At 73.0% G+C, this 12765-nt stretch carries 12 protein-coding genes; 2 read left to right on the forward strand and 10 right to left on the reverse strand.

The window, feature by feature from the left end; genetic code table 11:
* Positions 1–371: 371 nt before the first annotated feature.
* The gene (locus AVP42_RS11500) at positions 372–1748 is read right to left on the reverse strand and encodes a CoA transferase (protein WP_082847204.1); all 1377 of its coding nucleotides are present in this window, start codon (positions 1746–1748) and stop codon (positions 372–374) included.
* Positions 1749–1754: 6 nt separating this feature from the next.
* A complete protein-coding gene (gene tyrS, locus AVP42_RS11505) occupies positions 1755–3056 on the reverse strand; it encodes a tyrosine--tRNA ligase (protein WP_231878611.1) in 1302 nt (433 codons plus the stop codon).
* Between the two features lie 123 nt (positions 3057–3179).
* Here tyrS and AVP42_RS11510 point away from each other — a divergent pair, with 123 nt between their 5' ends.
* A complete protein-coding gene (locus AVP42_RS11510; RefSeq protein ID WP_067949173.1) occupies positions 3180–3857 on the forward strand; it encodes a DNA-binding protein in 678 nt (225 codons plus the stop codon).
* Positions 3858–3917: 60 nt separating this feature from the next.
* On the forward strand, positions 3918–4514 hold the full coding sequence (locus AVP42_RS16920; RefSeq protein WP_067949175.1) for a hypothetical protein: 597 nt from the start codon (positions 3918–3920) through the stop codon (positions 4512–4514).
* Between the two features lie 55 nt (positions 4515–4569).
* Here the strand turns inward: AVP42_RS16920 and AVP42_RS11520 are convergent, their stop codons facing one another.
* From AVP42_RS11520 to AVP42_RS11555, 8 genes are all read right to left on the reverse strand, one after another.
* On the reverse strand, positions 4570–5202 hold the full coding sequence (locus AVP42_RS11520; RefSeq protein WP_067949177.1) for a DNA-3-methyladenine glycosylase: 633 nt from the start codon (positions 5200–5202) through the stop codon (positions 4570–4572).
* A 59-nt stretch (positions 5203–5261) separates the two neighbouring features.
* The gene (argH, locus tag AVP42_RS11525) at positions 5262–6704 is read right to left on the reverse strand and encodes an argininosuccinate lyase (RefSeq protein WP_067949179.1); all 1443 of its coding nucleotides are present in this window, start codon (positions 6702–6704) and stop codon (positions 5262–5264) included.
* A gap of 2 nt (positions 6705–6706) precedes the next feature.
* Positions 6707–7636, reverse strand: a complete 930-nt coding sequence (argF, locus tag AVP42_RS11530; protein WP_067949181.1) for an ornithine carbamoyltransferase — start codon at positions 7634–7636, stop codon at positions 6707–6709.
* Between the two features lie 34 nt (positions 7637–7670).
* Positions 7671–8876, reverse strand: coding sequence for an acetylornithine transaminase (locus AVP42_RS11535; RefSeq protein ID WP_369798142.1), 1206 nt, complete (start codon positions 8874–8876; stop codon positions 7671–7673).
* Complete coding sequence (argB, locus tag AVP42_RS11540) at positions 8873–9835, reverse strand: acetylglutamate kinase (protein WP_157356815.1); 963 nt, start codon at positions 9833–9835, stop codon at positions 8873–8875. Before argB ends, AVP42_RS11535 begins: the two co-directional genes overlap by 4 nt.
* A gap of 17 nt (positions 9836–9852) precedes the next feature.
* Positions 9853–11010, reverse strand: coding sequence for a bifunctional glutamate N-acetyltransferase/amino-acid acetyltransferase ArgJ (gene argJ, locus AVP42_RS11545; protein WP_067949185.1), 1158 nt, complete (start codon positions 11008–11010; stop codon positions 9853–9855).
* On the reverse strand, positions 11007–12050 hold the full coding sequence (gene argC / locus AVP42_RS11550; RefSeq protein WP_067949187.1) for an N-acetyl-gamma-glutamyl-phosphate reductase: 1044 nt from the start codon (positions 12048–12050) through the stop codon (positions 11007–11009). Before argC ends, argJ begins: the two co-directional genes overlap by 4 nt.
* Before the next feature lie 252 nt (positions 12051–12302).
* Positions 12303–12716, reverse strand: a complete 414-nt coding sequence (locus tag AVP42_RS11555) for a DUF1801 domain-containing protein (RefSeq protein ID WP_067949189.1) — start codon at positions 12714–12716, stop codon at positions 12303–12305.
* Between the last annotated feature and the right edge of the window lie 49 nt (positions 12717–12765).

Consider the following 12765-nt stretch of genomic DNA (forward strand, 5'->3'; position numbering starts at 1 on the left):
AAATCAAATTGTCCATCAATCAAAGGAAACCCGTCCCCCCACCGAAGCAGGAGAACACGGGGTTCAAAAAATTGGCATTGAACATAGTGCACGCTGTTGAGTTCTCAAGGAACGGACGCACCCGGGTCACGGTCGCTCGACGCGGACCGATCAGCCGGGGCTGTTCTGTTCTCCATCCGGTGATCCACTGGGGACCGTTCCGGACGCTTCGAACCCGGACGATCGAGTCGTCATCAGGTTCGGGATTGTTCGTGCCGCTTGAGGAGGAGAAGCTCTCTCGCTTCTCTCGCTCCTGTGGGGCAACGAATGAATACTTTACGTATCTCCCGGGGCTGCTGCAACTCGGCCCTGCATCCCGGGCGTGTCGCCCGTCATTCCGCCCATTCCGGGGCATCCGAGCCCCACGCATGCGGTGGGCTCCCCCACTCCATCGGCCCCGCCGGGGAGGCGATCGCGGGCACCGCGATCCGCTGGGTGCCGGCCGGCCCAGCGAGGTCGACGGCGAGGGCCTCGCGGGCGGCGTCGTCGAGTGACCGCGGGCCGGCCGAGTCGGTCCGTCGCGGAAGGCGCAGCAGCTCGGCCGCGGTCCGGCGGAGCGAGAGTCGCGCGAGGAGGCTGCCGCCCTCGAGCCGGCGGCGGTCGAGCAGCGAGCAGATCGCCGCGGCGAGCAGGTACCCGGACGCGTGGTCCAGTGCCTGGGCGGGCAGGGAGCCGGGGGCGCCGTCCGTGCCCTCGATCAGGGCGATGCCGCTCGCCGCCTGGACCAGGCTGTCGAACCCGCCTCGGCGTGCCGCGTCGCCCTCGTGACCCCAGGCCGAGAGCTGTCCGACCACGAGACCCGGATGGCGCGCGGCGAGGCTCGCCGGGTCGAGGCCGATCCCGGCCAAGGAGTTCGGCCGGTACCCGAGCACGACCACGTCGGCTCCGGCGACGAGTGCGTCGAGTCGCGCCGCGCCGTCGGCCGTGCGCGCGTCGAGGAGCGCCGTCCGCTTGCCGGGCCCGCCCTCGAGGTGCTGCCAGCCGAGCTCGGCGGGCTCGGGCGGGTCGATGCGGAGCACCTGGGCACCGAGCAGCGCGAGCGTGCGCGTCGCGACCGGTCCCGCGATCACGCGCGTGAGGTCGAGGACCCGGATCCCCGCGAGGGGCAGCGGGCCGGCCTCCGATCCGGTCGGTGGCCGAACGGGCGCGTCGCCGAGCTGGACGAGCTCGATCAGCGGCCCGGACGCCAGGCGCGCGTCCGCGGCCGGATCCTCGGGCTCGACGACGACGCACATGCCGCCCGCCTCGGTCACCTCGGCGGCGAGCTCGCGGGCCCCGCGCTCGGCGACGGCCGCGTCGACCAGCGCCGGCACCGCGGCATCCGCGTTCGACAACCCGAGGACGCGGCGCAGTGCGGCCGCATGGTGCGGGTAGTTGCCATGCGTGCGCACCCAGCCGTCGCGCGCACGTCGGAACCCGGAGAGCGGTGACCAGACTTCGGGCGCGACGCCGTCGAACCGCGCCACCCGCTCGCTCTGGAAGGCGCCGGCGATCCGGTCCCCGTCGAGCCGGATGGATCCCGGCGTGGCGGCGTGCGCCCATCCGGCGAGACTGGCGGCGGCGGCGGAGGCCACGGCGAGGGCCGACACGTCGAGCCGCGCGGGGAGCGGCGCGTCGGGCAAGGGCGCGAGCAGCGCCAGTTCGCCCTCGTCGCGGCCGAGCTCGGACCACACCCGTGCGAGAAGGCGATCGGCGGCTTCTCGCGTCATGGCCGCCTACCGGACGAAGACGCCCGCGAGGGTCTTCTTGCCGCGACGGAGCACCGCCATGCCGCCGGACGCGACGCGGTCGGCGATGGTGGCGGCATCGTCGTCGATGCGCGCGTTGTCGAGCGAGACGCCGCCCTGCGCGATCGCGCGCCGGCCCTCGCTGAGGCTCGACACGAGCCCGGTGTCGACGAGGAGCTGCGCGACGGAGGCGCCGGGCTCGGCCTCGACGTGCGGCAACTCCCGGAGCGCGGCCTCGAGCGTGTCGCGGTCGAGCGCAGCGAGATCGCCCTGGCCGAACAGCGCCTGGGACGCGGCGACCACGGCCGCCGTGGCATCCGCCCCATGCACGAGCGTCGTCACCTCGTGCGCGAGCACGCGCTGGGCCTCGCGACGGAACGGCTCAGTCGCGACCTTCTCTGCGAGTTCCTCGATGCGTTCGCGCGTGAGGAACGTGAACACCTTGAGCCGCGAGATCACGTCGGCGTCGTCGGTGTTGAGCCAGAACTGGTAGAAGCGGTAGGGGCTGCACATGTCGGCGTCGAGCCAGATGGCGTTGCCCTCGCTCTTGCCGAACTTGGTGCCGTCGGAGTTCGTGATGAGCGGCGTGCCGATGGCGTGGACGTGGACGCCCTCGACGCGATGGATCAGGTCGGTGCCGCTCGTGAGGTTGCCCCACTGGTCGCTCCCGCCCGTCTGCAGCACGCAGCCGTACTGGCGGTAGAGCTCGAGGAAGTCGTAGCCCTGGAGGATCTGGTAGCTGAACTCCGTGTAGCTGATGCCCGCCTCGGAGTTGAGGCGCGAGGCGACGGCATCCTTCTTCAGCATCGTGCCGACGCGGTAGTGCTTGCCGATGTCGCGGAGGAAGTCGATCGCGGAGAGGTCGGCGGTCCAGTCCAGGTTGTTCACCATGCGGACCGCATTCTCTCCCTCCGCCGAGAGGAACCGGCTCACCTGCGCCCGGAGCCGTTCGACCCACTCGGCCACGGTCTCCTTGGTGTTGAGCGTGCGCTCGGCCGTGGGACGCGGATCGCCGATGAGTCCCGTGGAGCCGCCGACGAGGCCGAGCGGCTTGTGCCCCGCGAGCTGGAGGCGTCGGAGCGTCAGGATCTGCACCAGGTTGCCGAGGTGCAGGCTGGGCGCGGTCGGGTCGAAGCCGCAGTAGTAGGTGATCGGGTCGCCGGCCAGCAGCTCCTTGAGCGCCGCCTCGTCGGTGGACACGTGGACCAGTCCGCGCCAGCGCAGCTCCTCCCACACATCGTCGAACGTCGGGTCGTTCTGCTGCTCGGCGAGGATGGCGGGGTCGGACACGACTGCAAGGGTAGCAGCGCGGCTCTCTTCGCCCACGAAGGCCCTGGGCTTCACTCCGCGCGGTGAAGTCTGCATCCTTGATCGGATCCGTTGAAGTCTGCTACCTTCGGTGGAGGAGGTGTCATGTTCGTCATCACCGCAGACCAGATCGGCAGCCGAGCCGACATCGACCGCTCGGCGGCGATGCAGGAGGAGCTCCAGGCCGAATACGGCGACCGCCTCGCCCTCCCCGTCGACCAGACCGCCGGTGACGAGGTGCAGGCGATCACGGCCGATCCCGGCACGGCGCTCGACCTCGTCCTCGCCCTGCACCGAGCCGAGCGGTGGAGCATCGGCCTGGGAGTCGGCGACGTCCGCGAGCCGCTGCCCGACGCCGTGCGCAAGGCCGCCGGCCCCGCCTTCATCGCCGCGCGCGAAGCGGTCGATGCGGCCAAGCGGGCGGACGCGCGCTTCGCGCTGCGTGCCGCCGACGATCGACCCGGCACGCTCGACGCCGCCCAGGTCGAAGCGCTCGTCCGGCTCCTGCTCCTCCTCCGCGACCGGCGGACGCCGCAGGGCTGGGAGGCGGTCGACCTGGTCCGCGACGGCCGCACGCAGAAGGACGCCGCGCGGCTCCTCGGCATCTCGGATGCCGCGGTCAGCCAACGCCTCCGGGCCGCGCAGTGGAACGCCGACGGCGACGCGCTGCCCGCGCTCGTCCGCCTGCTCGCCGAGCTCGACCGCCGCGGCGCCGAAGCCGACGGTGACGGCGACGGCGACGCTCCGCTCGCGGAGGTCCGCCATGACGGACCGGCTCGCTAGGCTCGTCGGGCGGCCGTCGACCCATCCCGTCCGGACCCGGACGGCCCAGGAGGAGGACCCGTGAACCTCGTCGAGGCGATGTCGGCGCTCGGCTGGGCCGTGATCATCGCGGCGCTCGCCGGCGCCGGCGTGCTGTCCGTGCTCGCGTACCTCCGGCCGCGGCCGATCCTCCTCTGGCCCGCCGCCGGCGCGGTCGTCGTCTCGATCGTCGCCGCCGCAACCGCGCCCGATCCGGTCCCGACCGTCGCGGCGCCCCTCGTCGCACTGCTCGGCATGGTCGTCGCCGTGTTCGGCGGCAGCCCGGCAGCCGCCACTGCGCTGCAGCTGGCCATGGGTTCGAGCGCGCCGCCCGGCGCGCACGGCGGCATCCTCGTCGCGGTGAAGTCGGATCAGCCGGCCGTCGCGGGCGTTGCCGCGCCCCGCCGCGAGGTGCTCCGCGGAGGCCTCACGATCGGCGTGCTCGAGCGCCTCGGCGCGGCCGGCTCGATCATCGCCGGCTTCCCCGAGGGACTGGCCATCGTGGTGGCGGTCAAGGGCGTCGGCCGGTTCACCGAGCTCGAGGCACCGGAGGCGCGCGAGCGGTTCATCATCGGCACCTTCGCGAGCCTCATCTGGGCGTGCGCGGCAGCGCTCGCCGTGCATCTGGCGACCCGCTGAGCGCCGCGACCGCTGAGCGACGACCCGATCGTCGGCGGGCGAACGGCGTCCGAGGTCAGTGCGACCGCGGATGGCGCCGGTACACCGAGACTCCGGGGTCACCGGGGAGCCAGAACCGCCACGGGTAGTCGACCGCTCCCCCGGCGCCGCTGATGCCCGTCCGCGGGCCGGTCTCGTGCGGCAGCGCCGCCGCCGGCACGCGCAACTCGAACGGCGGTGCGAGCAGGTCGGCACCGTTCCGGGCCAGGGGCACGCCGAGGGCCTGCGCCAGACGTGCCGGGCCGCGAGCGAGATCACGGTCGGTCGAGCGCCCGCGACGAGCGCGCGCGAGATCGACGCCCTCGACGATCGTGCCGCCGCGCAGCAGTACGCCGGCGGACCGCCCGGCCCATCCTGCGACGATGTTGATGCACACGTGCATCCCGTAGGTGAAGTACGCGTAGAGGTGCCCGCCCTCGCCGAACATCACCGCATTGCGCGCGGTCATGCCGCGGAACCCGTGCGACCCGGGATCCTCGCCGACGCCCCGGTAGGCCTCCACCTCGGCGAGCCGGACGGCGACGCGCCCCTCGTCCGACTCGTGCGCGAGCACCGCACCGAGCAGCAGCGGGGCGAGCTCGACGGAGTCGCGGGCGAACCACTCCCGGTCGGGTCGCACGAGGTGGTCGGCGCCGGCCGGCGCCGACATCCGCTCACCCGAGCCCGAGCCCTCACCCGCACCCGCGCCCGATCGCTCCGGCGACACGATCAGGCGTCGCCGCCCGGCAGGGCCTGCACGAGGTGACGCACCCGATCGGCGAGCGCGGCGAACTGCGCGTCGACGCGGACCGGCGCGGTGCCGCCGACACCGTCGCGGCTCGCCACGGAGCCCTCGATCGTCAGCACCTGGCGGACCTCCGGCGTCAGATGCGGCGAGACCGCCGCCAGGCCCGCGTCGTCGACCTCGTGCAGTTCGAGCCCGTGCTGCTCGGCGTACCGCACGAGGGCGCCGGTGATCTCGTGCGCGTCGCGGAACGGCACGTGGCGCTGCACGAGCCACTCCGCGACATCCGTCGCCAGCGAGAAGCCGGCCGGGGCCAGCTCGGCCATCCGGTCGGTGTGGAACGTGAGCGTCTCGACCATGCCCGTGAACGCCGGCAGCAGGACCTCGAGCGTCTCGACCGAGTCGAACACGGGCTCCTTGTCCTCCTGCAGGTCGCGGTTGTAGGCGAGCGGCAGGGCCTTGAGCGTCGCGAGCAGGCCGGTGAGGTTGCCGATGAGTCGGCCGGACTTGCCACGCGCGAGCTCGGCGATGTCGGGGTTCTTCTTCTGCGGCATGATCGACGACCCGGTCGAGTACGCGTCGTCGAGGGTCACGAAGCCGAACTCGCGCGTGTTCCAGAGGATGACCTCCTCGGAGATGCGCGACAGGTCGATGCCGATCATCGCGGCGACGAACGCGAACTCGGCCACGACATCGCGGCTCGCCGTGCCGTCGATGGAGTTCTCGGCCGGTGCGGCGAGTCCGAGATCGCGGGCGACGGATGCCGCATCGAGCCCGAGCGTCGACCCGGCGAGCGCGCCGCCGCCGTAGGGCGAGACGTCGGCGCGCTTCAGCCAGTCGATGAGGCGCTCGAGGTCGCGCGACAGCGCCCAGCCGTGCGCCAGGAGGTGGTGCGCGAGGAGCACGGGCTGCGCGTGCTGCAGGTGGGTGCGGCCGGGCATGATCGCCGTGCGGTGGGCGTCGGCCTGGGCGGCGAGCGCGTCGATGAGGTGCACGAGCTGCCGACCGATGGTCGCGGCGTGGTCCTTCAGGTAGAGGCGCACGAGGGTCGCGATCTGGTCGTTGCGGCTGCGACCGGCGCGGAGCTTGCCGCCGAGCTCGGGGCCGACTTCGGCGATGAGCGCGGCTTCGAGCGCGCCGTGCACGTCCTCGTCGGAGTCGGCGGCGACGAGCTCGCCCGCGAGGAAGCGGGCCTCGAGCGCGTCGAGTCCGGCGAGCATGCGGTCGAGCTCGCCGGGGTCGAGGTAGCCCGCGGCGGCCAGCGCCCGGGCGTGGGCGCGCGAGCCGGCGAGGTCGTAGGGCGCGAGCTGCCAGTCGAAGTGCGTGGACTTCGACAGCCGCTGCAGTTCGGGCGACGGTCCTGCGGCGAAGCGGGCGCCCCAGAGCGATCCCTCGTTGGTGCCGTGCGTGCCGTGCGCGTCGGCCATGCTCACGCGTCCTTCCTGGCGAGGAGCCAGACGAGCAGCGCCTTCTGCGCGTGCAGCCGGTTCTCCGCCTCATCCCAGATGATCGACTGCGGCCCGTCGATGACGTCGGCGGTGACCTCGTAGCCGCGGTCGGCGGGCAGGCAGTGCATGAAGACCGCGTCGGGCTTGGCGAGCGACATCAGTTCGCGATCGACCCGGTAGCGGCCGAAGGTCGCGACGCGGTGCGCCTTCTCGTCCTCCTTGCCCATCGAGACCCAGGTGTCGGTCACGACGACGTCGGCCCCGGCGGCGGCCTCGGCCGGGTCGGTGTACAGCGTCACCGAGCCGCCGGTGCCGGCGGCGATGCGGTCGGCGTCGGCGACGACGGATGCCGCGGGCGCGAACTCCTCGGGCGACGCGACGCGCACGTGCATGCCCGCGGTCGCCCCGGCGAGGACGTACGACTGCGCCATGTTGGAGGCGCCGTCGCCGAGGAAGGCGACGGTGAGGCCGTCGAGCCGGCCCTTGTGCTCCCGGATGGTGAGGAGGTCCGCGAGGAGCTGGCACGGGTGGAAGTCGTCGGAGAGCGCGTTGACGACCGGCACCGTGGTGCCGGCGGCCATCTCGTCGAGGCCGGCCTGCGCATACGTGCGCCAGACGATCGCCGACACCATCCGCTCAAGCACGCGGGCGGTGTCGGACGGCGTCTCCTTCCCGCCGAGCTGGCTGGACGCCGTCGAGATGACCAGCGGCGAGCCGCCGAGGTCGGCGATGCCGACCGCGAACGAGACGCGCGTGCGCGTGGAGGACTTGTCGAAGATGACCGCGACCGTCTGCGGCCCGGCCAGCGGCTGCTCTGACCAGCGGTCGGCCTTGAGGCGCGCGGCGAGATCGAGGATCTCGGACTGCTCGGCGGGCGTGATGTCGTCGTCGCGGAGGAAGTGTCGCGTCATGTGGTCTTCCGTTCGTGCGCCTCGGCGCAGGTGGTCAGCGGCGCGGTTCGGACACCGTGGCGAGGGCCCGGGCGAAGCGCGCCTCGAATTCGTCGAGTTCGCCGTCGCCGACGATGAGCGGCGGCGCGAGGCGGACGGTGGAGTCGTTGGCGGCGTTGACGATGAGTCCGGCCTCGAGTGCCGCCGCCGACAGGGCCGGGGCGACCGGTTCGGTCAGCGCGATGCCGAGGAGCAGTCCGCGGCCGCGCACGCCCCCGACGAGCGGCGATCCCATGGCGAGCACGCGCTCGCGCAGTTCGGCGCCGCGGCGGGCCGCGTTGCCGACGAGGTCGGCGCGTTCGATCTCGTCGAGCACGGCGCCCGCGACGGCGGTCGCGAGCGGGTTCCCGCCGAACGTCGACCCGTGCTGTCCCTTCGAGTACAGCTCGGAGGCGTCGCCGAACGTGACGAGCGCTCCGATCGGGATGCCGCCGCCGATGCCCTTGGCGACGGTGATCGCATCGGGCACGATGCCCGCGTGCTGGAACGCGAACCAGGCTCCGGTGCGACCGGCACCGGTCTGCACCTCGTCGATGATGAGGAGCGCCCCGTGCCGGCGGGTCAGGTCGCGAGCCGCCTGCAGGTAGCCGTCGGGCAGGTCGAGCACGCCCGCCTCGCCCTTGATCGGCTCGAGGATCAGGGCCGCGACCGACTCGTCCATCTCGGCCTCGAGCGCACCGATCGTCGACGGCAGGTGCTGGACGCCCCCGGGGAGCGGCTCGAAGCCGTCGCGCATGGCGGGCTTGCCGGTCAGCGCCAGCGAGCCCATCGTGCGGCCGTGGAAGGCGTCGACGAGCGCGAGGACGCGCGTCCGGGCCCCGCCGGAGTTATTCAGCCGTGCCAGCTTGAACGCGGCCTCGTTGGCCTCCGCGCCGGAGTTGCCGAACCAGACCCGGCCGGACTCCCCCGCGCCGCTCAGCCGGACGAGCCGGTCGGCGAGTTCGAGCGCGGGCGCGGTGGCGAAGTAGTTCGACACGTGCGCGAGCGTCGCGGCCTGCCGCGACACCGCCTCGACGAACACCGGGTGGGCGTGGCCGAGCGAGTTCACCGCGATCCCGGCGAGGAAGTCGAGGTAGCGGTTGCCCTCGTCGTCCTCGACCCAGCAGCCCTCGCCGCGCTCGAGCTTGGCCAGCGGCATCCCGAGCGTGCGCATCATGCGACGGCCGAAGCGGTCGCGCCAGTGCTCCGTCGCCGCGCTCACGAGCGTGCCCCCGTGGCATCCGTCGTCGTGCCGGCAGCGGATGCCGCGGCATCCGTCGCCGCGACCACCTCGGTGCCGATGCCCTGCTGCGTGAAGATCTCGAGCAGGATCGAGTGCGGGACGCGGCCGTCGATGATCGCCGCCTTCGGCACGCCGCCCTCGACCGCCTCGAGGCACGCGGCCATCTTCGGGATCATGCCCGACTCGAGCGAGGGGAGCAGCGCCTCGAGCTCGGGCGCCGTGATCTCGGAGACGAGCGAGTCGCGGTTGGGCCAATCGCGGTACAGCCCGGCCACGTCGGTGAGGATCACGAGCTTCGCCGCGCCGAGCGCGACCGCGAGCGACGCCGCGGCCGAGTCGGCGTTGACGTTCAGCGACAGGCCCGGCTGGTCGAGATCCGGGGCGATCGAGGAGACGACGGGGATGCGCCGGGCCTCGAGCTGGGCCAGCACGCCCTCCGGGTCGACCTCGACGACGTCGCCGACGAGTCCCAGGTCGACCTCCTCGCCGTCGACGACCGCGCCGCGGCGGCGGCCCCGGAAGAGGCCGGCATCCTCGCCCGAGAGGCCCGCGGCCAGCGGCCCGTGCTCGTTGATGAGGCTCACGAGCTCGCGGTTGACCTGGCCCGACAGCACCATCCGCACGACGTCCATCGTCTCCGGGGTGGTGACGCGGTAGCCGCCGCGGAACTCGCTCGGGATGCCGAGCCGTTCGAGCATCGACGAGATCTGCGGGCCGCCGCCGTGCACGACGACCGGCCGGATGCCCGCGTACCGCAGGTAGACCATGTCCTCCGCGAAGGCGCGCTGCAGCTCGGGACTCACCATCGCGTTGCCGCCGAACTTCACGACGATGATCTCGCCGTGGAAGCGCTTCAACCACGGCAGCGACTCGATCAGGGTCTCGGCCTTGCGGGCGGCGGCAGCGGCATCCGCTCGGGCGTCGCCGTCGGGGTTCATCTGCTCCTCGCTCATGCTCAACTCGAGTACGCGCTGTTCTCGTGCACGTAGTCGTGGGTGAGGTCGTTCGTCCAGATCGTCGCGGAGGCCTCGCCGGCGTGCAGCTCGACGAGCACGTGCGTCGCGCGCGGCGTGAGGTCGACGGCGTCGCGCGGCCGGTCGGGACGACCGGCGTGGCAGACCCGGACCCCGTTCATGGTGACGTCGACGAGGTAGGGATCGAACGGCGCCCGCGTCGTGCCGATCGCGGCGAGCACGCGGCCCCAGTTCGGGTCGTTCCCGAAGATCGCGGCCTTGAACAGGTTGTTGCGCGCGACGGACCGGCCGACCTCGACCGCGTCCTCCTCGGTGACCGCGCCGCGGACCTCGATGGCGATGTCGTGGCTCGCGCCCTCGGCATCGGCCTGCAGCTGCAGCGCGAGGTCGCGGCACGCGGTCGTGAGCGCCTCGGCGAACGTCTCGGGGTCGGGGACGACGCCCGACGCCCCCGAGGCCAGCAGCGTGACCTGGTCGTTCGTCGACATGCAGCCGTCGGAGTCGAGGCGGTCGAAGGTCACCCGCGTGGCCTGGCGCAGCGCGGCATCCAGCTGCGGCGACGGCACCTCGGCGTCGGTCGTGAGCACGACGAGCATGGTCGCGAGGCCCGGCGCGAGCATGCCCGCGCCCTTCGCCATGCCCCCGATGCGCCATCCGTCGACCTGGAGCTCGACCGTCTTCGGGCGGGAATCGGTGGTCATGATCGCACGGGCCGCATCGGCGCCCGCCGCGGCGTCGGCCGCGAGCCGGTTCGCGGCCGACAGCACGCCCTCCTCGAGCACCTCGCCGTCGAGCTGGTCGCCGATGAGCCCGGTCGAGCAGACGAGCACGTCGCCCGCCGAGACGTGCAGGGCGGATGCCGCGGCCTCGGCCGTGCGATGCGTGACCTGGAACCCCTCGGGCCCGGTGAAGCAGTTCGCGCCGCCGGAGTTCAGGACGACCGCGGCGACGGTGCCGTCGGCGATGACCTGCTCGGACCACAGGATCGGGTTCGCCTTGGCGCGGTTCGAGGTGAACACGGCGGCCGCGTGCTGCTTCGGACCCCGGTTGACCACGAGTGCGAGGTCGAGCGCGCCCGTGCGCTTGATGCCCGCGGCGATGCCCGCCGCCTCGAAGCCCGCCGGCGCGGTGACCGTCACGGCGCGACCCCGTTCACGGGCAGGCCAGTCGTCTCGGCGAGGCCGAGCGCGATGTTCGCCGACTGGATCGCGGCGCCCGCGGTGCCCTTCACGAGGTTGTCGACGGCGGTGACGACTACGACCCGGCCCGCCGCCTCGTCGACGGCGAGGCCCATGAGCGCCGTGTTCGCCCCGACGACGTCGGCCGTGCGCGGGAACTGCCCGGCCGGCAGGACCTGCACGAACGCTTCGCCGGCGTACGCGTCCTCCCACGCCGCCCGCACCGTGGCGGGATCCGTGCCCGGCACGATGCGCGCGGTCGACGTCGCGAGGATGCCCCGCGACATGGGCACGATCACCGGGGTGAACGACAGCGTCGGCTCGGCGGCGCCCGCCCAGCGCAGCGCCTGCCGGATCTCGGGGAGGTGGCGATGGGTGCCGCCCACGGCGTACGGGTTCGCCGAGCCGAGGATCTCGGACCCCAGCAGGTGCGCCTTCAGCGCACGCCCGGCGCCGGACGGCCCGACCGCGAGCACGGCGACGATGTCGCGATCCTCGATGACGCCCGCACGGATGCCGGGGGCGAGCGAGAGCGACACGGTCGAGGCGTTGCAGCCCGGGGCCGCGATGCGGCGCGTCTTCGCCAGGCGCGTGCGCTGCGTGCCCGACAGCCGCGGCAGTTCCGGCACGCCGTACGCCCACGCGCCGTGGAAGTCGCCGCCGTAGAACGCGGCCCAGTCGGACTGCTCCTCCAGGCGGTGGTCGGCACCGCAGTCGATGACGAGCGTCTCGTCGGACAGCTGCGCCGCGATCGCGCCGGACGCGCCGTGCGGCAGTGCGAGGAAGACGACGTCGTGCCCGCCGAGCGTCTCGGCCGACGTCTCCTTCAGGGTGAGGTGCGTGTAGCTGCGCAGGTGCGGCTGCACCGCCGTGAGCGGCTGGCCGGCGTTGGAGTGCGCCGTGACCGTGCGCACGTCGAACTGGGGATGGTCGGCGAGCAGGCGCAGCAGCTCGCCGCCCGCGTAGCCGGACGCGCCGGAGACGGCGACGGTATACGTCATGGATTCCACCTTATGGGCTGATCGGTCGGGTGAGACGGCTCCGGCGACGCCCGGGACGGCGGGATCAGCCCGTCGCGGGGGTCGCCTGGATTCGGCGCTCGCCTCGCCGTCGACCGCGCACCGCAGCGGCACGCCCGAGGCGTGCGCGGGTGACGAGGCGACCGGTGGACATGCAGCGACCATACCGACCGGTCCGCGGCCCTCGCAAACCGGATGACCTCGGATGCCGGTCGTCGCGCCCCGGCTCGCCGCTCAGAGGTCGTCGCCGCGCGTGCGCACCCACGCCCGATCCACGAGGGACTCCAGCACGTGGCGGTCGATCGTGTCCAGGCGGCCGATCCAGAGGCAGCCCGCGCCGACCTTGACCTTGCCGAGGCGATCGATGAGCTCCTCGGCGCCGGGCGTCTGGAGCCCGTAGAGCGAGATCGACGCCTTCCGCGGCGAGAACCCGACGACCGGCCAGTCGCCTTCGCGACCCGACGCGTAGCGGTAGTGGTGCAGGCCGTAGCCGACGATCGAGGGCCCCCACATCACCGCGTCGGTGTCGGTGACCCGATCGAAGAGCTCGCGCAGCTCGAAGCCGTCGTCGCGGCGCCCGGCGGGTTCGACGGCGGCGAGGAACTCGGACACCGATGCGCCGGTCGGCTGGGTCTTCGCTTCGGCCATGCCCCACGGTACCGCCGCGGTCGGCGTCGCGGCACCCCCTCGTCCCGCA

Origin of the sequence: Agromyces sp. NDB4Y10 (assembly GCF_001620055.1) — a bacterium.
GTDB lineage: Bacteria > Actinomycetota > Actinomycetes > Actinomycetales > Microbacteriaceae > Agromyces > Agromyces indicus.

Coding starts and splice junctions, on each gene's coding strand:
- AVP42_RS11500 (WP_082847204.1), bottom strand. CDS start 1,748: ATGACGCGAGAAGCCGCCGATCGCCTTCTCGCACGGGTGTGGTCCGAG.
- argB (WP_157356815.1), bottom strand. CDS start 9,835: ATGAACCCCGACGGCGACGCCCGAGCGGATGCCGCTGCCGCCGCCCGC.
- argC (WP_067949187.1), bottom strand. CDS start 12,050: ATGACGTATACCGTCGCCGTCTCCGGCGCGTCCGGCTACGCGGGCGGC.
- argH (WP_067949179.1), bottom strand. CDS start 6,704: ATGGCCGACGCGCACGGCACGCACGGCACCAACGAGGGATCGCTCTGG.
- AVP42_RS11555 (WP_067949189.1), bottom strand. CDS start 12,716: ATGGCCGAAGCGAAGACCCAGCCGACCGGCGCATCGGTGTCCGAGTTC.
- argF (WP_067949181.1), bottom strand. CDS start 7,636: ATGACGCGACACTTCCTCCGCGACGACGACATCACGCCCGCCGAGCAG.
- AVP42_RS11520 (WP_067949177.1), bottom strand. CDS start 5,202: ATGTCGGCGCCGGCCGGCGCCGACCACCTCGTGCGACCCGACCGGGAG.
- AVP42_RS11510 (WP_067949173.1), top strand. CDS start 3,180: ATGTTCGTCATCACCGCAGACCAGATCGGCAGCCGAGCCGACATCGAC.